Source organism: Mesorhizobium sp. B3-1-7 (genome assembly GCF_006439385.1).
In the GTDB taxonomy this organism is placed as follows: Bacteria; Pseudomonadota; Alphaproteobacteria; order Rhizobiales; family Rhizobiaceae; genus Mesorhizobium.
On the sequence record NZ_VFTL01000060.1, the window covers coordinates 1 to 25,837 of the forward strand.

A 25,837-nucleotide genomic window follows, 5' to 3' on the forward strand; every position below is an offset into this window, starting at 1 on the left:
AGCTCAACAAAGGCAGCCAAATCCGTGACGGAAACGGGCTCCATCGAGATGATCACCCGAATCAGATTGAATTGCGCAATGCTCACCCCCAAAGGCGCTAGCGCTTCGTCGTAAAGCGCCGACACTTTGCGGGAAGCACGATTCAAAAGGACCCGGTAGCAACGCGTTTCTCTCATGATGCGGGTATATACTGATACCTCAGGGTCGGTCAATCCATCCCGGGCTCGAGGCTCGACCGCCGGGGGGAGAGCCCGCGTTACTGGCGCTGCGCCGAGCGCCAGCGGAGCGCATCGCAGCCGTGATGCGGCGCACTGCTCCAGCCCCCGACCTCGGGGATCGGTTTCATCGGCTCCGACAAGCCACGAGGACCGACGGCGGAGCCGATCGACGGACACCACTCCGGACGGAGCCGGGTTGCGGCGTAGCCGACGAGTGCCAATCACGCTTTCGGCCACAGGACCAATTGCGTGTTGCGAAAGTAAGCGATTGCGACGCCATCGGCCTCGCGGCGCACTTCGGCGTCCCACACTTGCGTGGTACGTCCTTTATGTATCGGACGCGCCGTACAGACCACGATGCCCTCGCGTGCCGTTCCGATTAGGTTGCTCTTGAGCTCCACGGTGGTGAAACTACTGGCGCCGGCCGGAAGGCCGCGCAGAGTCCCATAACCACAGCAGGTGTCAGCGAGTGACGTCACGGTGCCGGCGTGCAGATAGCCATGCCAGGCGACGACGGCGCGGCTTACCTCAAGCGTCGCGACAACTTCATCAGCCTCTACTTTACGAAAGCGCATCCCAAGGAGACCGGGGAGAGAATCGGCGCCGGCCGCGTTCCAGGCGTCCGGTGTTTCGGGGATCTTGATATCCATTGATCTGCTCTCCTGAAATGATGCGCGGCAAGCAACGAGAGCCGTGCACCGAAAAATGTCCTCGATTCCTATCTAGGCCGTTCGAGGATATTATCGCTCCGAAATGCTGGCGCGTTGGGTGCGTAATCCGGACCGCTTCGCCGAGGTTTCTGGCGCTGACGCAGTGGGGCGAAGAACATGTCACCGACAGAGACGCGCCGGTCGAAATCATTGATCGTCAAGGAAAGCCTCTGCGTGTACGCCTGATCGACAGTGAGGGTTCGACCGTGCCATCGACCGCCGCCACGCTGAGACTGAGGAAGCCGAAGCGATAGGCATTCCCACGCTGGCCGCAGCAACGCGGAAGACGCGTCGTAGCATCCTGTTCTCCCGCACGAAGCGACGGAGCGGAACGACGGTGGACTCCGGCGACAGGCGTCGCCGCATCGTTTGCCGCGATCACACCTGTTCGTCGCGATAGCGGCTTCCGAGACGACCGAGCGGCTCGGTCTCGCGTGGCGACGCCACACCCGGGCGGCGTTCAACGAGCAAGGTCAGAATTCCATACCCCACAGACAACGCCGGTCAATCCATACTGCTCTCGCAACTTCACTCATGGTTATGGAGGAACGCACCATGTCGGCTCATCTCCTCATTCTCTATCCTATCCCCAAAGACGCCGTGGCGTTTGAGCGCGCCTATCATGACGAGCATCTTTCCTACGCCGGCCCGAGACTCATCGGCGCGACAGGTGTCGCCACCAAGCGCGTGGTTGGGCCGGCGTTTGCGCCACCGCCCTACCATTTGATGTCCGATGTAAGCTTTCCGACGATCGATGCACTGAAAAGCTGTGCAGCGTCCAAGGGCGGCAAGGAAGCCCTGGAGCACGCCGCGTCGATCAGTTCCGGCGGCGCGCCGACGATCATCGTCGTCACCGACGAGACTTAATACTCGTCGCGACACAATCCAACAGGCGCGAGGAGCCAACGCGTGACCCGCTCAAACTCTGCTTTCGTTAGCCACATCGCGGGCGCCGGGGTACGGATTCCGGACCTGTGCAACTCGGCCATACCTGGTAGTCTGCCGCGATGGCCGGGTATGGACAGTTTTGCTCGATCGCGCGCGCCCATGAAGTCTTGGGTGGACGCTGGACGCTGCTTGTGGTGCGGGAACTGCTCTGCGGGAGCCGACGCTTCAACGACATTCGCCGAGGCATTCCTCGCATCTCCAAAACCATGTTGTCGGAGAGGCTCCAGGAACTGATCGCTATCGGCGCAGTCGAGCGCCACGATGGAAACTCGGGGCCGGAATATGAGCTTACGGCGTCCGGGAAGGAGATCAGCTCCGTCGTCATGGCCTTGGGCACATGGGGTCAGCGCTTCCTGCCGCGTCGGTCCGAGAAGGAAAATCTCGACGCGGAGCCGCTGTTCGTCGATATGCAGCGGCGCGTGCGCAGCGATGCGCTCCCCGCTCGACCGATCGTCGTTCGGTTCGAGATCGACGGCATGAAGCCCCGCTTTCTACTGCTCAAAGCATCCGAAATATCTTTTTGTCTGGCGAACCCAGGGTTCCCCGAGCCATTGCTCGTGCGCGCAAAGCTACCAGTTCTAGTTGCGTGGTGGCGGGGGGACGTCAGCTTCATCGAAGCGAAACGGCTGGGGCTCGAGCTTTCTGGAAAGCGCGATCTAGCCCGCGCGTTTCCGACATGGTTCGATCGGTATCTTTTCGCGGATGTATTGCCGGTCGACGCCAGTTCTCAGCCGCGCTCGGCAGCCCACGGTCGCTCAATCCGACTCGTAAAATAGGCCGTTCGGACGAAGGAGGTCAGGCCGTTGGAATGAAGGTAATGCGCTAGAACGCCTGTACGCTGCCGGCAGGAAACGCATCATTCCAACGCGAAGAAGGGAGTCGCTTGAAGGACTGTTGCCCGTAACCGTTTTCTCTTCCGATGAGCATGGGGTTGCGAGGGCGGCGGTTGTGTGCTGCTTCAGAGGCGGACTCGCTTCGAACCGTTGTTCCTACAACCCTTGCCGATTTGTTTACACCGTGCCAGCGCCCCTCGGATTCAGCGACGCTGAAAGGCACGACCCGCGAAGAGCCATAGTACGTCAGGCGCGACGGCGAACAGGAACGCGCCGATAAGCGATGCGCCAAGTCCCAGCAGCATCGTCGTTCGGCGGCCGATATGGTTGGAGATGTCCCCGAAGAGGATGAGGATGGTGACGACGACGATGGGGTAGATGGCGAATATGCCCGTCGTCACCGTATGAGTCAGATGCCATTCGTCGGCATAGAGTTCCTACGTCATGGCCGGTGTGGCGCTGCTCCAGAAGATGTGAGCGACCACGCCTGCCACACCCAGAAGCTCGCCTGCCGCCCGAGCGCCAAAGGTCCGGACCGCCTTGCGGACGGTTTGATGACCTGTCTCTTTGAACGACTGATCGCGACATCGGGTTCGCTCCTGACGCTGGCCGATGGACTTCAGAGCTTTGAGCCCCCATCGACCCGGACGGTGTCGCCGCTGATCCAGCGCGACTCGTCGGAGGCGAGGAAGGCGACGACATCGCCTATGTCGTCCGGCTGGGCGAGGCGCTTCAGCGCCTGGATGCTGAGCGCGAAGTCCCGCCCCGTGTCCGTCTTGGCAAAGTTCGACATGTCGGTTGCAACAACACCCGGCGCCACGGCGTTGACGCGGATGCCGCGCTCGCCGAGCGCGGCAGCAAAGTACTTCACCAACGTGTCGAGCGCGCCCTTGGTTGCCGCATAAGCCGAAAGCGTCCCGATGGCGGCGTGGGCACCCAGCGACGAGAGGAGCACGATGCTGCTGTCCTTGCCCATGATCGGCAGCAGCTGCTGGACGAGGAAGAACGGCGCGCGGACGTTGACCGCGAAGAGCCTGTCGAAATCCTCGACCGTGGTCGCTTCGAGGGTCGCCGACTTCGAGATTCCGGCATTGGCGACCAGAATGTCCAGGCGGTCACCGACCACAGCGCGGACTTGGCCGGCGAGCTTGTGTGGTCCGTCCGGCGCGGAAAGATCAGCGGCCACGGTGTCGGCACGTCCGCCGGCTTTGCGGATCTCGGCGACGACCGCTTCGGCTTCTTTCGCGCCTCTGCTGTAGTGGACCAGAACCTGCGCGCCCATTTTGGCCAGCGCCAGCGCGCTTGCCCGACCCAACCCACGCGAGGCGCCGGTGACAAGTGCGGTCTTTCCTGAAAGCTTGGTCATGTCGAGTATCCTTCATGGAGACTGTTTCGGCTCGGCGCGCGGCTGAGCGGTTTGCCCAATCGGTGTGGAGTGATGAGAGGTTTGGATATCGCTGCCGGCCGCGGTTATTTCGGCAGGCAGGGGCCAGAGCCTAGTCCTTAGGACGCTCCTCGATCGCGTCCACCCTGTCCGGGTAGAAAGCCAGGTGGTTCCTGATAACCGCCACCGCGTCGTAGGGAGCCTCGTAGCTCCAGACGGCGTTGCTGGCGCGCGTGCCGCCTGAGGGTATGCTGAAGTATGCGCAGTCGCCCTTGTAGGGGCAGTAGGTCGCATGCGCACTTCGCTCGAGCAGCGCCATATCGACATCCTTGCGCGGGATGTATTGGACGGCTGGATAGCCCGCTTCGCAAAGGGTCAGCGCATTGTGGCTGTCGGCCAGTACCGCGCCGCCGATCGAGACCACGACCCGCTTGGGGTTATGCTTGATGGTGATGGGATGATCGGGTCCCGGGATCTTGATCGTCTTCGTTGTTGGATTTGCCTGTTCGGACATCTTCATCTCCTGCAATTGTCGCCTGGCAGAGCGCCTACGCATCTCGACCCTGGTCGTCCTCCAGGAACATCGAGACATGGCGGACGAAAAGTTCGGGATATTGATAGAGCGAGCCGTGGTTGGCGTCCGGGTAGAGAATGAGCTGCGCGTTCGGGATATTCTGCTGCAGGATGAACGAGTTCACCGTGTAGATGATCACATCGGAGCCGCCATTCACTACGAGGGTCGGCTGAGCTAGCTTCTTCAGATATTCGTATGGATTGTTGCGCGGCGCGCCCCATTTCACGAGTGCTTCGATTTGAGCCTGGGCAACCTTCTCGCTTACCTCCGGATCACGACCCTGGCTCCGCAGGCGGAATCGCTTGAGGAAATCGCGGCCCGCGGCCTGGCTCTGCTGCGAGGGCGAGAAATGCACCCGCAGCCAAAGATGGTCAGGGTTTTCGTAGGTGGCGCCGAATATCTCCTGTGCTTCCGGCGTCAGCGTCGCCATGCCTTCGCCACTGCGCGGACCGGTGCCGACCAGCACCAGGCGTCGGACCAGTTTCGGTTCGGCTATGGCCAGCGTTTGTGCGACGAGGCCGCCCAGCGAAAAGCCGAGGACATCGACCTCGGCAGGGCCGAGCGCCTTGACGAATGCGGCGGCGTCTGCGGCCATCTCCTCGATGGAGGTCGGGACTTCTCCCGAACTCGACGAGATGCCGGTATTGTCGAACAGGATGACCTCGCGGCCCTTCGCGAAACCGTCGGTCACCGCCGGATCCCAATGATCCATCGTGCCGGTGAAATGCATGTTGAAGACGAGAGGCACTGCGCCGGTCTTGCCGAAACGCCGGTAGGCGAAGCGGACACCGGCAGCTTCCACAAACTGCGTCGGCGCGGTCTGGTGGCTGTGTTGCGTCATCGGGATTTCCTCCGGTGATGGGACTCAAGCAGATATGCGAGGCGGACGCGGAGCATGGCTCCGCGCGCCCGCAAGGATCAGTTGGCGCTGTGGCCGCCGTCGACGTTAAGGATATGGCCGGTGATGAACCTGGCTTCGTCCGACGCCATGAAAACGATGCCGTCGGCGACCTCCTCGGACAGGCCGAGTCGGCCCAGCGGAACGGTCCTCACCAAGGCGGCTTTGTTCTCGGCAGTGCCGGTGAAGCGGGTCAGCATGCCGGTGTCGGTGGGACCAGGCGCGACAGCATTCACACGAATTCCCGACTTGGCGAGTTCAAGCGCCACCGACTTGGTGATGCCTTCGACAGCGTGCTTTGCGCCGACGTAGATTGAGGCTCCGGCCGCGCCCTCATGCCCATAGGTCGAAGATATATTGATGATACTGCCGCTGCCCTGGGCCTGCATGGCGCGCACCTCGTGCTTCATGCTCAAGACCACGCCGAGAACATTGGTGTCGAACGTCGCGGCAAAAGTGTCGGCGGTCTGGTCCGTGATCGGGCCGACCTGGCCTTCGGTGGCAGCATTGTTCACCGCGATGTCGAGGCGACCGAACCGTTCGACTGTCTTGTCGACCAGAGCGCGGACGTCATCCTCCTTGCGGACATCGGCATTGATGAACTCGGCCTCCGAACCGAAGGAGCGCAACTCCTTGACGAGCGCCTTGCCAGCCTCGTCACGCCGGCCGGCGACGACCACCTTGGAGCCCTTCTTGGCAAAGGCGACAGCGGCGGCGCGCCCGATGCCGGTCAATCCACCGGTGATCAAAACAACTTGAGTGCTCATGGTTCCAGTCCTTAGAGATATGGCTTCCGCGTCCACGTAAGCCCTTGGGGTAGTGGCAGATCGTTTCTGCTTGCTCGGAGGTAGGTACTGCTGGCGCCACGCAAAAAGACTTTGTAGGCTTGGTCTCCATACCTCCAAGGCATGGGATGCTGATGGAACTGAGACATCTTCGTTATTTCGTCGCCGTCGCCGAGGAGGGCAGCCTGACGCTTGCGGCCGAGAAAAGGCTGCACACGGCACAGCCTTCCCTCAGCCGCCAGATCCGCGATCTCGAATATGAGGTTGGCGTCAAATTGATGAACCGCAGCGTGCGCGGCATCGCTCTGACCGCCGCAGGCAAGGCCTTTCTCGACCATGCCCGGCTGGCGCTGGCGCAGGCCGATGCCGCGGTGGCAGCGGCGCGCAAGGCCGCACAGCCTGCCCGAAAGACGTTTGCCATTGGCTTCCTGACCGGTCACGAGATGAACTGGCTGCCGCGGGCCATGCATGTGCTGCGCAACGAGTTGAAGGGCATCCAGGTCACCATATCGAGCGACTATTCGCCCGAACTCGCCGAGGCACTTGTCCGGGGGCAGATCGACGCGGCCTTCCTGCGCACAGAGCCGACCTTCGACCTGTGCTACGAGGTCGTGGACCACGAGCCGCTGATCGTGCTGATGCCGAGCGACCATCGTCTCACCAGCCGCGACGCGATTCACCCGCGGGAACTGGCCGGCGAGATTTTCATCGGCGGTTCGAACAGGGCCACGGTGCTGCGCGCGGTGACCGAGGACTATCTGCGGCGCTGCGGGCTCGACATCAAAATGCATCATGGGGTGGACAACCTGGCGATGGCCATGTCGCTCGTTGCCTCCACACGCGGGTTGGCACTTATGCCCGCCTACGCGAAGAACCTGCTGCCGTGGTCCGTCGTTAGCCGTCCGCTGGAGGGCGAAGCGCCGACGATCGATCTGGTTATCGGCTACAGCAAGGCGAACGCATCGCCGACCCTCAAGCTGTTCCTGTCAAGAGTGGACGAACTGATCGCTGGCGTATCGAAGAAGCCGGGCTAACCTGTCGATAGGAACGAGCGAAATGCACATTGACGTGAGACAGAGACACGACGGCAAAGTTAGGTGCACTGCGAGCCGACGAGGAGAACGACCGCTTTCGTGAAGAGTTTCGTACGCCTGCCGGCGCCCGAAACTCTTCACGGCAACAGACTGGCAGCTCTCCGCTGGACGTGACCGAAACCAGACAGTCGTCTGTCGGCCCCAAAGACGACGTGGCAGCAACGCGCTCATTGCAGCCGTCAAGGTCCCCTCCGCCGCTTCCAAAAGCAGACATCACAAGCGAACGCTCTGATCGTGGTCGGACCCGAGCCAATCCGACGGGCAAGCCAAACCCAACGGTTATGCGTCACGCCGTCCGGACCCAGATTGATTCACTCGGTCATCACGTTTGGGGCCGGACGGGTGGCGGTTCCAGCAGGCGGCCTAAGGGGCAAAGTCTGACCGCTGTCGACCTCAGCCGGGACAGGTGCCGTTTGCAGGGACTTCAGGAAGGAAGAAGCTTCGCCGCTCGCAAGGGGTCAGTTCGCGAGGGACGGTACGCCGGGCGTATTCAATAAGCTCCTTGGGCGTCTCGAAGACGCGAACGATGCTGACCCTTTGTTCGCCGGAAACAATCGCGACATGGGTGCCGTCGGCGCTGAAAGCTGCGCGTGTAAAGCCCGGTCGAAAGGTTGCTTCGTCCTGGCTGCCAAGGACAGCAATCTGGCGCCCCGATTGCGCCGCCCATAATCGGACCGTTCGATCTTCGGTCGACGTGGTCACGACATACAAGCCATTGGGGCTGAATTCGGCGCTGTCCAGCGCGCCGCTGTGGCCCCTGAGAACCTTTTGCAGATCGCCTGAGACGCTCCAGATCCGGGCGGTCCCATCACGCGAAGCGGTTAGCAACGACTGACTGTCGGGACTGAAGGCGACCACCGTCACCGCGCCGGTATGTCCCTCCAGCGTTCTGACGCTTGTCCCCTCGGTGGTCGACCAAATTCGGGCCGTGTGGTCGAGTGAGCCCGTGGCCACGAGTTGACCGTGAGGGTTGAAGGCCCCTGCCGTGATGCGATCCTGATGCCCGACAAGAGCACGTAGTTCGACTCCGCTCGTCGTCATAAGGTGTCCCACATTGTCTTCCCTGGCCGAGAGGATCAGACGTCCGTCAGGGCTAAGAATGGCTTGCGGCAGATTGCTGCTAGTATTGATGGCGGCCAGCTCGGTGCCGGTCGTGGCGTCCCACAGTTGCGCGGTGCCGTTGATCCATGCGCAAACAAGCGATTTGCCATCGCGACCAAACTGGATCTTGATCAGTCCGGCATCTGATCGGAACTGGGCGGTCTCGTGTCCCGTGGCCACGTCAAAAATTCGGACCACGCCCTCAAGAGATGCCGTGGCGACGCGCCTCCCATCTGGGCTGAACGAGGCGCTTTGAATGATCTCATGCGTGTCGAGGCGGATTATCTCGCGCCCGCTCACTACATCCCACAGGTGCGCCGCGCTGTCACCGCCGCCGGTCAGCAGGTGGACGTTGTCGGGACTGAAAACCGCGAAAGTCGGCCGATATTCATGTGAGAGCGAGGTCGTCAGGGCGCCGTCGACATCCCAAAGCCGAGCGGTGCCATCGTGTGAAGCAGTGAGTAGAATGTTGCTGTCGACCGGGCTGAATTCCAAATGCTCGACCAAGGATTCGTGACCGGCGATCGTCGTCACCAACGAGGCGCGTTCAGCGTCCCAGATGCGGATCGGCCCATTGATCGAGGTCGTCGCAAGGAAGCGGTCGTCCTTGGTGAAAGCACCGTTCATCTCCACATCGCGTTCATCTGTATCGATCTCAGGCTTCAGCCCCGAAACCTCTTGGCCGAGCACTTCATCCAGCGTTCCCAACGTTCCATCCCAAATCCGGGCAGTGCCATCGAGGGATACCGTGGCGATCCGCTGACCCCCGTGGCTGAAAATCACACCGTTCAATTGTGTGTCGCTGTTGCTGCCGGCCAACTTTGCGATCTCGGTTCCTTTCGACAAATCGAAAAGGCTGGAAGTGTCGCGGTGTGAATGCCAACCCCACGGGCCGGCCACCATCCGGCTTCCGTCCGGGCTGAACGCCAGGGTGTAGGGCCAGGAGGTCACTCGGATCGACTGCGTCAGCGCGCCGTCTGCGGTATTCCAGATCGAAACAAAATGCTTGCCCGCCGTCGCGAAGCTGCGGCCGTCTGAACTGAAAGCAGCACGGGTATATGCGTCGCTGCTTACACCCAAGACTTTCTTTCCGGTTCGGGCATCCCAGAGCGTTGCATCGCTGCTCTCCCCCGCCGTCAGCACCCGGGTGCCATCCGGGCTGAAGATTGCCGTCGGGTAATTGCCTAGCGGCCGCAGGATGTAGAGCTGCTCTCCCGAGACGGCGTCCCAAAGACGTGCAGTGCCGTCCCTCGCGGCCGTCAGGATACGGGTCCCATCGGGGCTGAATTCGGCCCTCTCCACGGCCCCATCATGTCCTTTTAGAATTGCAGTTTCGGTACCGGTGGCGATGTCCCAGACGGCTGCGGTTTTGTCGTAGGATGCGGTGACAACACGATCACCTGTAGGATTGAAAGCCGCATGCGCCACACTGGCGCCAGGGCGGAGGATTTTGATCTGCCGGTGCGCCAGCAGAGCCTTGTAGAGGGCTGCTTCCGCCTCGAAGAGATATGGCCGCTCGGGTTGCTCTTTCGACGGCAGCGCCTCAAGTGCCAACCGGATCGCTGCCTCGGTGTTGCCTGCCGCGGCGGACCGCTCCGAAAGGAACGAGAGCGAAAGGAACTGATTGCGCAGCACCTGATCGCGTTGGCCCCTTGCTTCCTCCCGCGCCTTGAGGGCGACCAATGCGCCTGCACCCGCCATAAGAGCGAGCATTATTGCCACGACAGCGGCGTTCCGTGTCCGTCGGGCAAGCCGGTTTGCTGCGGCAGCCGCGAGGCTCCGGCGCTCGGCCTCCCGCTCCAGGCGCTCGCGTTTTGCCTCTTCGGCGGCCGCGACCAGTGCTAGCTCTGCGTGACGGTCCTTCTCCTCCTTCTGCCGATGGGCACGCAAAGACTCCTCGATGTATTCAAGGACGGCTTCGTCGACCTCCTCCCGCCTTGAAAGCATCAACTCTTCGCCCTCCGCCAGACGTTTGCCGGACGGAAGGAGAAGCTCTCGATTCCTGCTTTCCAGGTGCCATCGGTGGGCGTCAGCCCTCAGGCGTTCGCGCGTCGCGAGGAAGTTGCGGTTTGCATTCACAATGTCACTGGCGCGCGGCCAACGGCTCAACAGGGCCTCATGTGCAAGACGAACGAAGACATGCCCTGCGGCGTCCTCGTCGCTGACGAGGAGCCGGGCCTCGATTAATGCCCTGACGAGGGCCGATCGCGCGGGAGTGCCCGCGACTTCGGTATACAGCGCTGCACGTGCCGTGACTGTTTCATCGCCCAGGTTCGCCGTGGTGAGGGCGCGCAGCACCGCGGGCAAGGCCTCCTGGATCCCGGGCGCCAGCAAGTCCAGGACTTCGTCGGCGCGGCGCGCGATTGCGCCTTCGAGCCCGCCGAGCGCACGATAGTGCGCAAAGGTGAGAACGCGTCGGTCGCCACTGGCTTGGTACAACGCGTCGAGGACAAACTCGAGAAGCGGCAATGATCCGGGGTCCGCAGTTGCTGCCGCCTGCAGCACGTCATCGAGCCGCCCCAACTCGGCACTCTCCTCGAAGCGGAGCCCGGCCACGACCGCAGGTTCGCGGATCATCTGCGCGATCTCTGGGCCGGTTGGTGGCAGAAGTTCGTAGCTGGCGAGGCCGTCCTTGAGCGCCGAGAAACCTTGGACCTCACCGCAGCGGTGAAAGAAATCCGAACGGATCGCCGCTATCACCCAGACCAGTCCGCTCGCGGCCAGCACCGCCATGAACCGCACAAGGGCCTCGCGCGTCACCGGCTGCTTCTCCGTCGTGAACAGCTCCTCCAGTTGATCTATGACAACAAGCAGTCTGATCTGCGAGCGGGCCGGCCCAGCGGCCTTGCGAAGTGCCTGTCGGATCATCGCCAAGGCTCGATCCGGCGTGTCCCTGCAAAGCAGAGCGAGTTCCGCGGCTGTTACTTCGAAGGCCAGTTCCGGCACAGCAGCTTCGCTAAGCAGCGCCGCAGCCAACACAGCGAATGCATCCGGTCCTTCGGAGAGGCGGATTAGGCAGCGGCGCCACAAGGATATGCCTGCCACGGCTCCAGATCGCGTCAATGACGGCAGCAGGCCAGCGCGCAGGAGGGAAGACTTGCCACAACCGCTCATTCCGTAGATGAGCAGGAATGCCGTGCCGTTTGCTGCCTGCTGCTCCAGTCTGGCAGTGCAGGCGGCAATCGCCCGCGCTCGGCCGAAGAAGAGATCGGCATCTTCGAATTCGAAGGCATCGAGACCGCGAAATGGCGACCTGACCGGTTCCTCGGACGCAAGACATACGCGGTAGATGCGCAAGGCACGGGCGACATCCTTCAGTTTGTGCTCGCCGAGATCGATGAATTCCAGCGAGAGGCGGTCCTGAGCCTGGGCGCGGACCGCTTCCGTGATGCAAATCCCGCCCGGGCGTGACAAGGTTTGAAGATGAGCTGCGACCTCGACGGCCTCGCCCCTGCGGTGGTCGCCCTCGGCGGCGACGTAACCGAGGTCAACGCCGATGCGGAAGCGCAGCCGCTTTGTCTCGGGAATGTCGCAGTTCCGCCTGTCGACCTCATGCTGGATCTCGTTCGCACACCGCAACGCCTCGACAGGGCCAGCAAACTCCGCAAGGACTGTCTCTTCGACGCTCGCGAAGACACGACCGGCATGTTTTATCAGCAGCCGATCAAGAACCTGCCTGTACGCCGGGGTAGGTGCAGCAATGCTCCGCTCATCCTTGCCTGCGGGCCGGACTTCGGCGGCCAATTCTGCCGCCAGAATTGTAATCAATCTTGGTCCGGCATTTGAGGGAAGGACCAACCTGTAACCGCGCCTCGGCACTGTCTGCACGACGGCCTGGCGACTGTCGTTGAGCGCCGCACGGATCTCGTGAATGCATTGGACCAGGCTGTCATCGGTGACGGCTAGCCCATTCCAGACCGCCTTCATCAGCTCGTCCTTGGTGATGACGCGATCAGCGTTCTCCAGAAGGTGGCGAAGTACCGCGAAGGTCTGGTGGCGAACTGCGATTGTCCTGTTGAACTGGTCGCGCAAGGTCTCCCTGCTCACGTCGGCGGTCACGCCGTTGAGCACGAACGTCGTGGGCGGCGAGCTGTTCAAGCCGGTTCCCCTCAAGCACGAAGCCGCAGTCCCATACTAGCACGGTTTCGCGCTGCGAAGACTGATCATCATTCAGACCGTGCGGGGAGCGCGGATTTCGGCGAATGATCGTAAGCCGTTCGTGACTTGGCGAATGCCCCGGACCGACAATTTCACATTCCATTGTCGGTGAGAGGGGTTCGCTATGGACTGTTTAGTACGGATTGCTGCAACCATGGGTGCAAGACCAGTGCTGCGGCTCACGGGCGCCTTCCTGCTCACCCTGATCTTCGCGACAGCGCCACAGGCTCACTCGACGGGCCGTCCCGCGGGCGGCCTGGCCGAAGTCGATTTGCAATTGATCCTTGCCGTGGACGTCTCGCCGTCGATGAGCAGAATTGAGCAAAAAGTGCAGCGCGACGGCTATGTTGATGCTTTCCGCCACGCGGACATCGCGATGGCAATCAGGGCCGGAGAACTGGGAAGAATCGCAGTGCTCTATCTGGAGTGGGCCGGGCCAAATCAGCAAACCGTCATCGTGCCGTGGACAATTGTCGAAAGCCGCGAGGACGCTCTGACTTTGGCGGATAGGCTCGCAGCTCTGTCGTTGACTGAAGGCCGCGGAACGTCGATTTCCGGCGCGTTGCAGGCCGCGAATGGCCTGTTCGCAATGAGCGGCTTGCGCAGCGCGCGCCGTGTTATTGACGTCTCTGGCGACGGACCCAACAATGCCGGAGCACTCATTGACCCCATCCGGCAGTTTCTTCTCGCGGAAGGTGTGACGATCAACGGGCTGCCTATCGCACTACCCCGCATTGGCGAGGCCGACGGGTTTGCGCGGTACGATCCCTCCAGCCTGCAATCCTATTTCGAGCGCTGCGTCATCGGCGGACCGGACGCGTTTGCAATCGGCGTCACCGACGCCGCGATGTTCGCCACCGCGGTCCGTCGAAAGCTGGTTCGTGAAATCTCCATGAACAAGGACCGGGTGATCCACGCCGCGTACACCGAGCGTACCGGCCCCACGGTCGATTGCAACATGATCGGTCAGTTGCCAGGCCGATGAGGCACGGCAATGAAGTCCCAGCATGGGAATAGCTTCGCGCATTGCTGCCGACAGTCCAATGTACCAACAGCAGCGATGAATGCGCTCAAAAGGGCTAAAGGGTTGCTTGTCGAGAACTTCGTTTCGAGACCGGAAGGCAAGTTTCGGCTATGTGCAGCCGTTTTCGCCGCTTGTCGTTTTCCAGTCGGCCGCGATCAGCGCCTCCTTTGCCGATCCGCCATGCTTGAGCAGATAGGGTGCCAGACGTGCGTTCATCTGCTCGACGAGCTTTGCGTAGTAAGTTCTGCCCAGAAGGCCGAGTGGCTCAAGCCGGGTCTTGTGGGGCGGGTTAAGTTTCTTAGGGGCGAGGAGAAGCTTCGCCATGCGTCACTGAAGGATTTTCGGGAGGCTGATTAGACAAGGCGGCCGCCGGACCTATGCGGCGACCGATGCGACCTCAAGAATGAAGATTAGCGATGTCTAATGTGGTATTCAGGTTGCGAGGGGATTTCGATGACGCAGTCAAAGCGGTATTTCGCATTGGCGTGGCTCGCACTGATCGGCAATGCCGAGGCCCACGATTGGTATACGGGTAAGACGGACCCCGTTCTTCACTACGACTGCTGTGGAGGCAATGACTGTCATCCTATCGATCCAAGCCATGTCAGGATGACAAGAGACGGCTATTTCGTCCGGCCGCCCCGCCCCTTCTATCTAAACGAGCCACAAGAGCCGGAGTGGTTCATTCCCAGAGAGCGTGTCCAGACCTCGCCGGATGATCAATATCATTTTTGCGAGCGCCTGATGACGTTCTATCGGACGCTGACCCCACACATGAGTTTCGAGGCTTATCACAGGTTTCGATGGACGTGCTTTTTCGCCCCGCCCGGCACTGGTTCAATCGGGCGAAGCTAGAAGAACATTCACATTGCATCCGCTGGCGCGAAGAAGCAGTTTTCGTCTTCTTCCGTGGGATGCAGACAGATGTGGAAGTTTTCATCCCCCGAGGGGATTACGACTTCGTACGGCACGAAGTAGCGGTTCCGATGCGTGACTTTATGATGGTCGCCTGGACGCAGAATAATCACATAGCCATCTGGCCGGGGCGTCACAGTTGAACTGGGAATTTTCCCGCAGTCGCCAGTGAGCGGGTCGCCGTGGCAGCAAGCCGGTGGATAGCCCCAATTTTCATCCGGGCCGTGGGCTAACGCCGCACTTCCCTCAATTGCCGCAGCCGTGGCGATCACACCTGCAAAGCACGTTGCCTGTCTTGTCCTGACTGCATGCATCGATTGGGGGCCGCCCTCAACGGCAACTTATGTCGTCAAGGCCATTATATACCATTAGCCTACGCTAATATACGCTGGAAGCCCGCGCCTATCGGGTATATTCTCCTTCTTGATCGGCGGAGGGATGCCGAAATGCGGGGCTTATTCGCAAGCTTCCTGATCTTGCTATGTGCCGTCACAACCGCGCATGGCGGTGCGCTCCACGAGGCGGCCAAGAGCGGCGACCTTACTGCAATCACGGCGGCGCTCGATGCCGGTGCTAACATCGAGGAGCAGGAGAAGGGGGCAACACCGCTATTCCTGGCTGTACGCAGCGGCCACGTCGAGGCGGCGGAACTGCTGATCAAGCGTGGTGCCGATGTCAACAAGGAAGCGGTGCTCGGCCTGCCGATGACCGTTGCCGTGCTGAAGAACGCCGCCGACATGATCCGGCTGCTTCTGTCGCATGGTGCCGACGCCAACGGCAAGACGCGGGGAGAGCCGATGCTGACCCTCGCGGTCGCCAGTGGCTGCCTTGACTGCGTTAAGGTGCTGGTCGAGGCGGGCGCTGACGTCAACACCATCTGGGTCCAGGGCGATCCCAATCAACGGCCGGGCATCATCACGGCCTACCATCTCGCAAAGCACGATGATCATGAGGACATCGCCGCCTACCTTTTGGAGCATGGCGTCGTCATCCTGAAACCGGAGCCGATTTCCGCCCGGCTCGCGGAGGGCGACCCCACCAAGGGCGCGGCCTTCTTTGCAAGCACCTGTGCCCCTTGCCATGTCGTGCGGCCAAAGGAACTTCCCACCATCGGGCCGAACCTTTGGAACGTCGTCGGTCGCGACAAGGCATCGACGAAGTTCGAGCGTTACTCCAAGACCCTGCTGGGCTGGGAGGGAAACTGGACCTACGAGGACTTGAACATCTTCCTCGCCGGTCCCACGCTGACGAAGCCCGGCGTCAACATGGATATTCGCGGGGTGCCTGAAGAGGCCGATCGGCTGAACGTGATCGCCTATCTCAGAACGCTCGCCGACACACCGATGCCACTGCCGTAGGGATGTGCGTTTAGCACGGCCATGTGTAGGTTGATCCTCACCCTTGCCTTTGTGCTCACCTGTGGCCGGGTGTCCGCAGGAGAGCATTGGTCTGCTGAGGACGGCGACACGCTGTGGCACGACAAAAAACGAATTCAATTGCTCGGTTTTGATGCCCCCAAACTTTCGCAGGCGTGTTTTGATGCCGCTGGCAAAATCTGGCCCTGCGGCAAGTATGCGCGTGACCACATCCAACATCTTATCGCCTCAGGCGATGTATCCTGCATCGTCGAGGGCAAGGACGGTTATAACGACGACCTCGGCGTCTGCTTCGTGGCAGGCATCGATCTCGGACGGGACCTGGTGAAACACGGATTGGCGGTGGCCGACACTCGATACCTTGCCGAGGAGCAAGAAGCCCGCATTGCCAAACGCAACTTGTGGGCAGAGAGCGTCAGCAAGCGGCGATAGCAGCTGGGCGTCCACCCCGATCGATACCTGTCTCTGATTATGGCTGATAATTATGGCTGGCACTTGCAATAGCGGCATGTCACTCGGACCACGCGCAGCGTGTCGATGGCGAGAGACGCCAAGCGAAAGAGTCGGCCACAGCATCTGCACCGCTTCCGTAAGTGATAGGGCCGGTCGCGTCGTTTATGCCGCAACGTTGACCTTTAGGGACACGTGGCCGATTGCGGGAGGGAGCGATTTCGTCCGGGAACATAATCCATTGCTAAGGTTTCGATCGTGAGGGCGAGGATCAGAGGCCGGGCGACCTCCGAACCTGGAACGCTAATCCTCTTCGTTCACGAAAGAATCGATGGCATTTGCGAAACAGTCGCCGAATGTTAGGAAGCGGTCCGTATCATCCTCGGCGTGCCGCGACGAGACAGCGCGGGGGCCGCTCTAACAGGCGGGCGAAGGCAAACCGAGAGATCAGAAAACGGAAGTCAGGACCTCCAGTTGAGGGATGGCGAATCGCTACCTACTTGCGGGGTTCCGCAGCTATGGACGCATCAGCGCCTTTCGAGCGTATTGAACCCAATGCGGACCTTCACCTTTCGGCGCATAGCGAACTCCGCGTCCCGTCATGGGGCGCTCCAGCCTAGCTCTTTACTCGGCATCGCCCGGGTACGTCGCCTCGAGCGTCACGATCTGCCGCCCTCTCCAACCCCGTGCTCGAGCTGACGGCGGGCGGCGACGGGCGGTGTCAGTCGAGCCCGGCTACGCGTAATCCTTTGATATAGCGCGCGCGATCCTTTTCGTGGATGATGGGGTGGTATTTCTCGACCCAATCCACGGACACGGATGGATGTAGGCGCCGCGTTTGTGACAGCGCGTGGGTGGCGGCGGCGTGATCGCCCGCCATGCCTGCGGAGGCGGCGTAGGTGCGCCAAGCCGTCCCGAAATTCTGCCTGAGATCCACAGCGCGCCGCTCGAACTCGGCTGCCTCGACATAACGCCCCGCCATGAAATGACAGAGCCCGATGACGGAAAGGCTGCCCGCCTGCGTGAAGTCGCGCGGGCTGAGCCGGTCGGCAAGCGCGACATGGTGCAGACCGTCGTCGGGCATGCCGGCATAGGCATAGGTCGATCCAAGGATCATGTGCGCGTAGGCGAGGCTCGGATTGAGGGTGATCGCCTCAGATAGGGCTTTAACGGCAGGATCGAAACGGCGCGAGGCCATATGCACGAAGCCCGCGGCGAAGTGCGTCCAAGGGTTCTCCGGATCGCTGCGGATCGCCCGTTGCGCCATGTCGTGGGCAGTCGACAAGGTGGCTTCGGCATCAGCCAGTCCAAGCATCACCTTTGCGCCGAGGCCCCAGGCTACCAGGCAGTTGGCGTGTGGATAGTCGGGGTCGATGTCGATAGCTTTTTTCAGCAGCCGCTCGGCGATCTCGAAATCCGGCATCGAACCCCAGGTCCAGACATAGGGCATCGCCTTCATGACGAACCCCCAGGCGTCCAGGCTGCCGGGTGACCGGCTCTGGAAACGCTCCTGCTCGGCCACGTAGAGCCTGGGCTCGATGGCACCGATCACGCTTTGGGCGATCTCGTCCTGCAGCGCGAAGAAATCGGCGATTTCCGCATCATAACGCTCCGCCCAGATCTGGCGCCCGGTGTTGGCATCGCTCAACCTGGCATTAATCCTGAGCCGCTGTCCGGAACGGCGCACGCTCCCATCGAGCACATAGCGCACGCCAAGTTCGCGCCCGATATGCTTCACGTCGACCGCTTTACCGCCATAGGTGAAGGAAGAGTTGCGGGCCGAAACGAAGAGCCAGCGCAGCCGCGCAAGGCGAGTGATGATGTCTTCGGCGAGACCGTCGCCGAAATATTGCTGCTCGCTGTCGTCGCTAAGATTCGCAAACGGCAGCACGGCGATGGAAGGCCCAGCCTCCTCGTTGTCGGATGGGGTCGAGGTCGCGTCAAGGAACTCCACCGCGCCGCCGAAGCGGTAGCCGATCCGCGGTATGGTCGCGATCCACTCGGCATCGTCGGACGCCCGCCCAAGCAGTTTGCGCAGCAATGCGATCTGGACGGAGAGGTTGCTCTCCTCGACCGTCGCGCGCGGCCAAGCCGCGTCCATGAGCTCCGCTTTTGACAGAACTTCCCCAGTTCGCATCACCAGCGCTGCCAGCAGCAACACACCGCGATAGCCGACGGGAACGGGAACGCCTTGCCGGAGCAGCGTTCCTGCCTCCGGATTGAGCTCGAACGGGCCGAAGGCGAAACGCTTCCCCATCATGGAACAAACTAACATCTTTTTGGAGCTTTTCGGAACTTTTCGGCCATGGCCCCGCGACCTTGCCGCGCGCCGGGTTCACGCTGACAAAGTGTTTCGAGACAGGAGAGCCGAAAATGTCCGCTGTTGTTTTCGATCGTATCGGGTTTGGGACCGAGACCACCCAGGTAACCCCAGTGAGCACTCCGCGCCCCCGCGATCAAGAATTTCGCGCAGCGCTCGACCGCTATATAGCTGCCTATATTGCCGATCAGAAGCGCCGAACCGAGGGGAATGCGGCTTCGCAACTCGATGGGGAATGATGCGGGATCACACTATCGGCCACCGTCCGTTCGTTCGCAAGTCACCTGCGCAACTATGGCTAATATGATGGACATTAATTTAATTCGTTGACGGCTTTTGCCTCGCGTATTGGCTCCAGAAGGTTTGCGCCTTGCGCCCGCCTGTCGAGCATCTGCTATCCCAACATTTGAAGGACCAGCTGCAGGATAGGGGCAGTGACGTCCCTCCTATTTCGAGGCGGATAACGGGGCACAGGCGTTCCTCGATCGTGACGGCGAGATGGAAAGGGGGATGGCTTTCGCCATCACCCATCAGACGTCTCCCTCTGTGGCACGCCAGCCTATTCGAGAAGATCGGGGTGTTGCCTGAGGATGCGCTGCCAGAGCGGCTGGCATTGAAACCAGCCTGCGGTGGGCGTTCCGTTCACCGCGCGAGCGGCTCGGGCATTGGCCGAATCGACCTGCAGCGGCGTCCCCACGCTCTCGGCGAGGAACTGCGCCTGGCAACAGCGTTCCATTGAAATGAACCACCAGACTGCTTCGTCGACAGTTTCACCGACCGTAAGCAGACCGTGATTGCGCAGGATCGCCGCTTTGTGGGCACCAAGGCCCCCGGCGATCCGGGCGGCCTCGCTTGCCTCGGTGATCAGCACCCGCGTGTCATTGAAGAAGATGTGATCCTCATAGAACGCGCATGCGTCTTGCGTGATCGGATCGAGCAGCCGGCCCACCGCCGACCACGCCTTGCCATAGATGGAGTGGGCGTGGGCGGCCGCGACGACATCCGGCCGCGCGGCATGGATCTGATGGTGAATGGCGAATGCGGCTACATTGACCGGCATCGTGCCCTCGATCACATCGCCTGAGCAGTCGACGCGGATGAGGTCCGAGACGGTGATATGTGCGAAATGCATGCCGAACGGATTAACCCAGAATGTTTCGGTGAATTCCGGATCACGTGCCGTGATATGTCCGGCAACGCCTTCGCTGAAGCCCAACTCCGCGAATATGCGGAAGCCGGCAGCGAGCCGCTCCTTTCGGTGTTGCCGCTCCTGCTCTAGGGTTGCAAAGCGCGGCGGCCCCCGCCGTTTGAAAAACGGTTCATAGGCCTCCTGTTTGCGGATGGCCAAATCGCTTTCAGTGTCTGGAATTGACTTGACGACGTCCATGGCGCGCCCTCCTTGGGGTTCTGCACCGTCGGTATGACGGCACGCCTCAGATTGGGGAAGCTTCTCGCGCGCGTCTCGAAGGCTGCATCATTTGTTCCGAATTCTTCCGAATGGATGACAAAAAGAGTCGAGTGTCGCGGCAATGATCCGAATTTGCCTGGTGCTGGACATGGATCTCAATCCGATCGAGCAGGCTTCAAATGTCAAGCCACTGGACGCGCTTCCAGTTATGTTGTTCCGGGTCGGCGGCTATTCCCAGTCAACCACGAAAAGCCGACAGTCTGCAATCGGCCCCAATTAAGGACCTTTTAGGCTACGTGGGAATGATAGCGGATAACAATCGCACGGTTCGAAAAGCGTCGAGCACGACGATCCTGCTTTTGGTCCCCTACCGAATGCTACAGAATTTACGCAGGTGAGATTCTCGAGAACGGGATTCAGGCCCATACGACGTCGCACAACTCGACAAACGCCGACGCGAGATTTGACCCTCGGATTGTGATGAAGTCAGACACCTACACGCTGCTTCTTGCGAGCTTGAGCCTGTTGTGCGTGCGCTTCCCCCACCTGCGGCCTGGCGCTTACCTCCGGCACACCCACATCCCACCAGGCATCACCAGGCGTCCAGGTGAACCCATCGGATACCAGCGTGATGACCGTCGTCCGGTCTGTTCCGAGGGCCCAATCGACGGCTTGCGCGAGGTCTGCGAGGCTGTCGACACGCCGGGTGAGCGCGCCCATTGACTCGGCATGTTTTGCAAAATCGACGCTGAACGGCTCCTTCACACGGCAGTCCTTGATCAGGTTGTTGAAGGATGCCGCGCCCTTTGCATTTTGCAGGCGATTGATCACCGCATACCCACCGTTGTCGCAGACGATGACGATCATCTTATGGCCCGACAGGACCGTCGAATAAATGTCCGAGTTCATCATCATGTAGGTGCCGTCACCGATCATCACGATCGGGGTTCGCGTGGGATCGGCCAGCGCGGCGCCCCAGCCGGCAGCGATCTCGTAACCCATGCACGAGAAGCCGAATTCACAGTCGAATGTATTGGGCGCCTTGACGCGCCAGTTCTTCATGACTTCGCCCGGCAGGCCGCCCGCGGCCGTGATGATCAGGTCGCGCTCGCCTGCGCGTGCATTCACGATGCCGATGACCTGGGCATAGCTGGGAACGGGCTGGTTGGTCGGCTGCTGATACCCGTCCAGCGCCTTGTTCCAGTTGCCGAACTCCATTCGGCCCTTGTCGGTCCATTCGCGTGGTGCTTGCCACTCAGCGAGTGACTGCCCCAAGTCGTTGAGCGTGGCGAGAGCATCGCCTACCACGGCTAAGGCACGATGCTTGGTCGCGTCCCAGCGGGCAGCGTTGATGGAAATGAATTTGGCGTCCTTTGCGAAAGCGCTCCAGGAGCCGGTGGTGAAGTCCATCAGGCGCGTGCCGACGGCAACGATCACGTCCGCTGAAGCGGCAAGCGCGTTGGCCGAGGTTGAGCCGACGATGCCGATCGGGCCGACATAAGCAGGATGATTGTGGCTGACGGTGCTTTTGCCGGCGATCGTCTCACACAGCGGAATGCCGTGGATGAGGGCCAGGTCGGCCAACACCTGCTCGGCGCCGGAGTAACGGGTGCCGCCGCCAGAAATGATCAGCGGGCGCTTGGCTGCCTTCAGCAGCTTCACCGCTTCTGCAAGCCGGTCGGCGTCGGGTCGCGGCCGAGGAATCCCATGCACGGTTTCCGCAAAAAATTCTTCCGGATAATCCCAGGCCATCTCCTGCACGTCCTGCGGCAGCGCAATGAATGCCGGGCCGCAATCGGCCGGATCCAGCATCGTGGCGACCGCCTGGGGCAGCGAGGAGATGATCCCTTCGGGATGAACGATGCGGTCCCAATAACGCGTCACCGCCTTGAAGGCGTCGTTGACGTTGATGGTCGGATTGCCGAAATGCTCGACCTGCTGCATGACTGGGTCAGGGCGGCGATTGATGAACGTATCTCCAGAGAGCATCAGCACCGGAAGACGGTTCGAATGGGCCACGCCGGCGGCGGTGACCATGTTGAGGGCGCCCGGGCCGATCGATGTAGCGGCCACCATGATCTGGCGGCGGCGCTTTGCTTTTGCGAAACCGATTGCCGCGAGTGCCATCGACTGCTCGTTCTGTCCGCGCCACGTGGGCAACCGATCCTGGACCGCTTCCAGCGCTTCCGATAGGCAGGTTACGTTGCCGTGCCCGAAGATGGCGAAGACGCCCGGAAAGAGCGGAACTCGCTCCCCGTCGACGATCGTGAACTGATTGCAAAGATAGCGGACCAGGGCTTGCGCCATGGTCAGACGGACCACTGACATTTGATTCCTCCGGGCATCGCGGCAACTGCCGAATGATGAATTCAATTCTTATTGCAGTAATTTCTTTTTTGCAAGCACCATTGCAGAAGAAGGCAACGCAGCCTTCGGACTACCGGTTTTCGAGGTGGAATTTCAACACTGGTAAACCAAGCGCAAACAGGCCATCATGCAATGAAAATTGCAAGGATGTCGGTCGTGGAAGAGAAAGTCAAAGCCCCAAAGGACTACGAGGAACTCATCCGCTTGATCCACGATCGGTATGAGCAGATGAGTAAGTCATACCAGAAGATAGCGTTGTATCTCACACAGAACCCGAATGATGTCGCGGTGCGATCCGTGAACGCGATCGCTGAAAGCAGCGGCGTTCACGCATCGAGCTTCGTGCGCTTTGGCCAAGCACTTGGCTATGAGGGTTTCAAGGATCTGCAAACCCTTTTCCAGAAGCGATTGTCCACCGCGGCGCCCGGCTTTGAGGCGCGCATCAAGGCGCTGGAGACGGAACTGGGGGCGCGAACCGACCGCAGCGAGTTCGCTCTGATGCACGATCTGGTGGTCCGTGACATCGCCTCGCTGCAGGAGATGCTCACAGCTATCCCGCCGGAGGACTTGGCCGAAGCCGTCAACCTTCTGGAGAAAGCCGACGTCATCTATCTCATCGGGCAATTACGCTCGGCGCCGGTGGTCGAACTCCTGCGCTACATACTGACGATGCTGGGCAAGCGATGCACATTGCTGGACCCTGGCGGCGGGCTGGCCACGCATATGGCCCGTGCGATCCGCCCGCAGGATGTGCTTTTCGCGGTGTCGTTTCGCTTCTATGCAAACGAGGTCGTGAATGTCGTGGAAGAGGTTGCCAGCAGGGGCATCCCGATCGTGGCGATTTCTGATAGCACCTTGTCGCCGCTGACCAAGGGCGCACGCGTGCTTTTTGCGGTGCCCGAGCACGAATACACATTTTCAAGATCGCTCGCGGCCCCGATGTGCCTTGCTCAGGCGCTAACCGTGGCGCTGGCGGCGCGCTTGCAGAACAACGGCATTGACCCGCGTATCCCGATAGTCACCGGGCAATAGCCCTCTTACCTCGCCGGTCGGCTTCCAGTCCTATTCTTGCCCCTTACCACGGCAGAGATATACGCGGTGGCAGCACAAGTTCAATTGCAGAGCAGGCAGACGATGCGGTCTGCCCTCGCAATGAATTTTGCAGATCGGGTCTCCTCCTTTAAGAAAATTGAAAGCGAATTGACTCACAGATCGTTGCAGAATATGCATGGTCTGCAATTATCGTTGCGAGTCGATTAAGGAGCACCGCTGGCTTCAGCGCGGGGCAATCCTTTTCATTTGCCATCGAATATCGGGATGGTGGCTTCAAGACCGGAACGAGAGGCGGAGAGATTCCCCGGGCAGATCGGGGATTCCGGAGTGATCGGTGCAACCGGACACCAAAAGTGGAGGAGAGACACAATGAAGAAACTGCTTTTGGGCGTCGCTTTCGCGGCGCTGATGAGTTCATCAGCTTTTGCCGCCAAGATCGGCGTTTCGATGGCGCGGTTCGACGACAATTTCCTGACCGTGCTGCGCAACGGCATGATCGCGCAGGCCAAGGGCATGAGCGGCGTTGAGCTGCAGGTCGAAGACGCACAGAACGACGTCGCCAAGCAGCTCGACCAGATCAAGAACTTCGCCGCTTCGGGCGTCGACGCGATCATCGTCAACCCGGTCGACACCTCGGCCACGCAGGCCATGTCCGACGCTGCGGCGGCCGCCAAGATTCCGCTGGTCTATGTCAACCGCGAGCCGGTCAATGTGAACACGCTGCCCGACAACCAGGCCTTCGTCGCCTCGAACGAGGCCGATTCGGGCACGCTCGAAACCAAGGAAGTCTGCCGCTTGTTCACGGAAGCCGGCAAGAAGGAAGCCAATGTCTATGTGATTATGGGCGAGCTTTCCAACCAGGCTGCCGTGCAGCGCACCAAGGATATAGAAGAGGTGATCGCCACGCCGGATTGCAGCTTCATCAAGATCATCGACAAGCAGACGTCGAACTGGCAGCGCGACGAAGCGCAGAACCTGATGACCAACTGGCTGTCGACGGGCAAGAAGTTCGATGGCGTCATCGCCAACAATGACGAAAGCGCCATCGGCGCCATCCAGGCGATGAAGGCCGCCAACATCGACATGAAGTCGGTCGTCGTCGGCGGCGTTGACGCCACGCAGGACGCGCTTGCCGCCATGCAGGCAGGCGACCTTGACGCAACCGTGTTCCAGGACGCGGCCGGCCAGGGCGCGGGTGCTCTCGATGCGGCACTCAAGCTGTCCAAGGGCGAGAAAGTCGAACACAAGGTCTACATCCCGTTCCAGTTGGTGACCCCTGCGAACATCGACAAGTTCCTGAAGAAGAACTGAGGTAGCAGACCGCTAGATACAGAGCGGCGCTTAAGCTCAAACAACAACAGCGCCGCTCCGCCTTTTTCCCGTCGCGCGACCGCGACAGGAGGGCGATCTCGGCTGACGGGAGGATCAAAGACGTGGCACAGACATCTCATGGCGTCGGCGGGCTGACCTATGATGCCAAAAAACGCACATGGCCGGCCGAATTCAACGTCTTCCTGGCGCTTGTCATCCTCGTCGTCATCTTCGAACTGATCGGCCGCATCTTTCTCGGCGACAGCTTCCTGTTCAACACCCGCAGCGACGTCTCGGGGATCTTCAACGAGGCACGCCTGCAGATCATCATCCTGCAGGTATCGATCGTCGGCATCATCGCCATCGGCGTAACGCAAGTGATCATTTGCGGCGGCATCGACCTGTCCTCGGGGTCGATCGTCGGCGCCACCGCGATGATCGCCATGAGTTTCGCGCAGGTGGCGACGGTCAACGGCAATCCCAATCCCAAGGCGATGTTCATCGACTATGGCTGGACCGACCTGCCGGTTCTCGTGCCGGTGCTGGTGGCGATCGGCTGCGGCCTGATCGCGGGCCTGGTCAACGGCTCCCTGATCGCCTACACGCGCATTCCGCCGTTCATCGCCACGCTCGGCATGATGGTGACGGCGCGCGGCATCGCCAAATGGTGGTCCAAGGGCCAGCCGATCTCGTTCCCGACCGACAGCTTCGCGGCGATCGGCAAGGGTCTGATGCCGGTCATCATCTTCCTGGCGCTGGCGGTGCTGTTCCAGCTTATCCTGACCTACACGAAATACGGCAAGCACTGCTACGCCATCGGTTCCAACGAGGATGCCGCGCGCATGTCCGGCATCAAGATCGCCAACCACAAGGTGCTGGTCTATGCCATCGCCGGTATCCTGGCAGCGAT

General features: G+C 60.9%; 20 protein-coding genes and 3 pseudogenes. 11 read left to right on the forward strand and 12 right to left on the reverse strand.

Going from position 1 to position 25,837, the window contains the following annotated elements:
- Together FJ417_RS33390 and FJ417_RS31795 are read right to left on the reverse strand one after the other, a co-directional pair.
- A pseudogene (locus tag FJ417_RS33390) lies at positions 1-176 on the reverse strand (MarR family transcriptional regulator); the annotation flags it as partial.
- Positions 177-439: 263 nt separating this feature from the next.
- Positions 440-868 carry a PaaI family thioesterase gene (locus FJ417_RS31795; RefSeq protein ID WP_140786188.1) on the reverse strand — a complete coding sequence of 143 codons (429 nt, stop codon included), beginning with the start codon at positions 866-868 and terminating at the stop codon, positions 440-442.
- A gap of 615 nt (positions 869-1,483) precedes the next feature.
- On the opposite strand from FJ417_RS31795, the gene FJ417_RS31800 reads away from it, so the two are divergent.
- Both FJ417_RS31800 and FJ417_RS31805 read left to right on the forward strand, forming a co-directional pair.
- Complete coding sequence (locus FJ417_RS31800) at positions 1,484-1,795, forward strand: ethyl tert-butyl ether degradation protein EthD (RefSeq protein ID WP_140786189.1); 312 nt, start codon at positions 1,484-1,486, stop codon at positions 1,793-1,795.
- Positions 1,796-1,935: 140 nt separating this feature from the next.
- Positions 1,936-2,652 (forward strand): helix-turn-helix domain-containing protein, encoded by a 717-nt coding sequence (locus tag FJ417_RS31805; protein ID WP_140786190.1) that lies wholly within the window; start codon positions 1,936-1,938, stop codon positions 2,650-2,652.
- Between the two features lie 260 nt (positions 2,653-2,912).
- Here the strand turns inward: FJ417_RS31805 and FJ417_RS31810 are convergent.
- From FJ417_RS31810 to FJ417_RS31830, 5 genes and pseudogenes are all read right to left on the reverse strand, one after another.
- Positions 2,913-3,128, reverse strand: a pseudogene (locus FJ417_RS31810) (hypothetical protein); the annotation flags it as partial.
- Between the two features lie 200 nt (positions 3,129-3,328).
- Positions 3,329-4,075 (reverse strand): SDR family oxidoreductase, encoded by a 747-nt coding sequence (locus FJ417_RS31815; RefSeq protein WP_140786192.1) that lies wholly within the window; start codon positions 4,073-4,075, stop codon positions 3,329-3,331.
- A 130-nt stretch (positions 4,076-4,205) separates the two neighbouring features.
- The gene (locus FJ417_RS31820) at positions 4,206-4,607 is read right to left on the reverse strand and encodes a DUF427 domain-containing protein (protein ID WP_140786193.1); all 402 of its coding nucleotides are present in this window, start codon (positions 4,605-4,607) and stop codon (positions 4,206-4,208) included.
- A gap of 34 nt (positions 4,608-4,641) precedes the next feature.
- Positions 4,642-5,508 (reverse strand): alpha/beta hydrolase, encoded by an 867-nt coding sequence (locus FJ417_RS31825; RefSeq protein WP_140786194.1) that lies wholly within the window; start codon positions 5,506-5,508, stop codon positions 4,642-4,644.
- Positions 5,509-5,585: 77 nt separating this feature from the next.
- Positions 5,586-6,332, reverse strand: coding sequence for a glucose 1-dehydrogenase (locus tag FJ417_RS31830; RefSeq protein ID WP_140786195.1), 747 nt, complete (start codon positions 6,330-6,332; stop codon positions 5,586-5,588).
- Between the two features lie 152 nt (positions 6,333-6,484).
- On the opposite strand from FJ417_RS31830, the gene FJ417_RS31835 reads away from it, so the two are divergent.
- The gene (locus FJ417_RS31835; protein WP_140786196.1) at positions 6,485-7,384 is read left to right on the forward strand and encodes a LysR family transcriptional regulator; all 900 of its coding nucleotides are present in this window, start codon (positions 6,485-6,487) and stop codon (positions 7,382-7,384) included.
- A gap of 453 nt (positions 7,385-7,837) precedes the next feature.
- Here FJ417_RS31835 and FJ417_RS31840 read toward each other — a convergent pair whose 3' ends face one another.
- A complete protein-coding gene (locus FJ417_RS31840) occupies positions 7,838-12,643 on the reverse strand; it encodes a winged helix-turn-helix domain-containing protein (protein WP_181183357.1) in 4,806 nt (1,601 codons plus the stop codon).
- Positions 12,644-12,872: 229 nt separating this feature from the next.
- On the opposite strand from FJ417_RS31840, the gene FJ417_RS31845 reads away from it, so the two are divergent.
- Positions 12,873-13,688: a DUF1194 domain-containing protein gene (locus FJ417_RS31845; protein ID WP_181183358.1), complete on the forward strand. Its 816-nt coding sequence runs from the start codon at positions 12,873-12,875 to the stop codon at positions 13,686-13,688.
- A gap of 297 nt (positions 13,689-13,985) precedes the next feature.
- A pseudogene (locus FJ417_RS33730) lies at positions 13,986-14,084 on the forward strand (ATP-dependent DNA ligase); the annotation flags it as partial.
- A 506-nt stretch (positions 14,085-14,590) separates the two neighbouring features.
- On the opposite strand, the gene FJ417_RS31855 reads toward FJ417_RS33730, so the two are convergent.
- Positions 14,591-14,956, reverse strand: coding sequence for a hypothetical protein (locus FJ417_RS31855; RefSeq protein WP_140786199.1), 366 nt, complete (start codon positions 14,954-14,956; stop codon positions 14,591-14,593).
- Positions 14,957-15,088: 132 nt separating this feature from the next.
- On the opposite strand from FJ417_RS31855, the gene FJ417_RS31860 reads away from it, so the two are divergent.
- Positions 15,089-16,000, forward strand: a complete 912-nt coding sequence (locus tag FJ417_RS31860) for an ankyrin repeat domain-containing protein (RefSeq protein WP_140786200.1) — start codon at positions 15,089-15,091, stop codon at positions 15,998-16,000.
- Between the two features lie 30 nt (positions 16,001-16,030).
- Entirely contained in the window at positions 16,031-16,450 is a 420-nt protein-coding gene (locus tag FJ417_RS31865; RefSeq protein ID WP_181183360.1) for a thermonuclease family protein, read from the forward strand.
- A 739-nt stretch (positions 16,451-17,189) separates the two neighbouring features.
- Here the strand turns inward: FJ417_RS31865 and FJ417_RS31870 are convergent.
- On the reverse strand, positions 17,190-18,629 hold the full coding sequence (locus tag FJ417_RS31870; protein WP_181182260.1) for a FlgO family outer membrane protein: 1,440 nt from the start codon (positions 18,627-18,629) through the stop codon (positions 17,190-17,192).
- Between the two features lie 212 nt (positions 18,630-18,841).
- On the opposite strand from FJ417_RS31870, the gene FJ417_RS31875 reads away from it, so the two are divergent.
- A complete protein-coding gene (locus tag FJ417_RS31875; RefSeq protein WP_140786202.1) occupies positions 18,842-19,027 on the forward strand; it encodes a hypothetical protein in 186 nt (61 codons plus the stop codon).
- A 320-nt stretch (positions 19,028-19,347) separates the two neighbouring features.
- Here the strand turns inward: FJ417_RS31875 and FJ417_RS31880 are convergent, their stop codons facing one another.
- The gene (locus tag FJ417_RS31880; protein WP_140786203.1) at positions 19,348-20,175 is read right to left on the reverse strand and encodes a class II aldolase/adducin family protein; all 828 of its coding nucleotides are present in this window, start codon (positions 20,173-20,175) and stop codon (positions 19,348-19,350) included.
- A 507-nt stretch (positions 20,176-20,682) separates the two neighbouring features.
- Positions 20,683-22,524 carry a 3D-(3,5/4)-trihydroxycyclohexane-1,2-dione acylhydrolase (decyclizing) gene (iolD, locus tag FJ417_RS31885; RefSeq protein WP_140786204.1) on the reverse strand — a complete coding sequence of 614 codons (1,842 nt, stop codon included), beginning with the start codon at positions 22,522-22,524 and terminating at the stop codon, positions 20,683-20,685.
- Positions 22,525-22,719: 195 nt separating this feature from the next.
- Here iolD and FJ417_RS31890 point away from each other — a divergent pair, with 195 nt between their 5' ends.
- The 3 genes from FJ417_RS31890 to FJ417_RS31900 all read left to right on the forward strand — a co-directional run.
- Complete coding sequence (locus FJ417_RS31890) at positions 22,720-23,595, forward strand: MurR/RpiR family transcriptional regulator (protein ID WP_245438182.1); 876 nt, start codon at positions 22,720-22,722, stop codon at positions 23,593-23,595.
- Between the two features lie 390 nt (positions 23,596-23,985).
- The gene (locus FJ417_RS31895; protein WP_140786205.1) at positions 23,986-24,927 is read left to right on the forward strand and encodes a sugar ABC transporter substrate-binding protein; all 942 of its coding nucleotides are present in this window, start codon (positions 23,986-23,988) and stop codon (positions 24,925-24,927) included.
- A 122-nt stretch (positions 24,928-25,049) separates the two neighbouring features.
- The coding region (locus FJ417_RS31900) for an ABC transporter permease (RefSeq protein ID WP_140786206.1) at positions 25,050-25,837 on the forward strand (788 nt) is incomplete at its 3' end.

Bases quoted from the DNA above. Each gene is read 5' to 3' on its own strand.
- FJ417_RS31795 (WP_140786188.1), bottom strand. From the start codon at position 868: ATGGATATCAAGATCCCCGAAACACCGGACGCCTGGAACGCGGCCGGC.
- FJ417_RS31800 (WP_140786189.1), top strand. From the start codon at position 1,484: ATGTCGGCTCATCTCCTCATTCTCTATCCTATCCCCAAAGACGCCGTG.
- FJ417_RS31805 (WP_140786190.1), top strand. From the start codon at position 1,936: ATGGCCGGGTATGGACAGTTTTGCTCGATCGCGCGCGCCCATGAAGTC.
- FJ417_RS31815 (WP_140786192.1), bottom strand. From the start codon at position 4,075: ATGACCAAGCTTTCAGGAAAGACCGCACTTGTCACCGGCGCCTCGCGT.
- FJ417_RS31820 (WP_140786193.1), bottom strand. From the start codon at position 4,607: ATGTCCGAACAGGCAAATCCAACAACGAAGACGATCAAGATCCCGGGA.
- FJ417_RS31825 (WP_140786194.1), bottom strand. From the start codon at position 5,508: ATGACGCAACACAGCCACCAGACCGCGCCGACGCAGTTTGTGGAAGCT.
- FJ417_RS31830 (WP_140786195.1), bottom strand. From the start codon at position 6,332: ATGAGCACTCAAGTTGTTTTGATCACCGGTGGATTGACCGGCATCGGG.
- FJ417_RS31835 (WP_140786196.1), top strand. From the start codon at position 6,485: ATGGAACTGAGACATCTTCGTTATTTCGTCGCCGTCGCCGAGGAGGGC.
- FJ417_RS31855 (WP_140786199.1), bottom strand. From the start codon at position 14,956: ATGCATGCAGTCAGGACAAGACAGGCAACGTGCTTTGCAGGTGTGATC.
- FJ417_RS31860 (WP_140786200.1), top strand. From the start codon at position 15,089: ATGCGGGGCTTATTCGCAAGCTTCCTGATCTTGCTATGTGCCGTCACA.
- FJ417_RS31875 (WP_140786202.1), top strand. From the start codon at position 18,842: ATGTCCGCTGTTGTTTTCGATCGTATCGGGTTTGGGACCGAGACCACC.
- FJ417_RS31880 (WP_140786203.1), bottom strand. From the start codon at position 20,175: ATGGACGTCGTCAAGTCAATTCCAGACACTGAAAGCGATTTGGCCATC.
- iolD (WP_140786204.1), bottom strand. From the start codon at position 22,524: ATGTCAGTGGTCCGTCTGACCATGGCGCAAGCCCTGGTCCGCTATCTT.
- FJ417_RS31895 (WP_140786205.1), top strand. From the start codon at position 23,986: ATGAAGAAACTGCTTTTGGGCGTCGCTTTCGCGGCGCTGATGAGTTCA.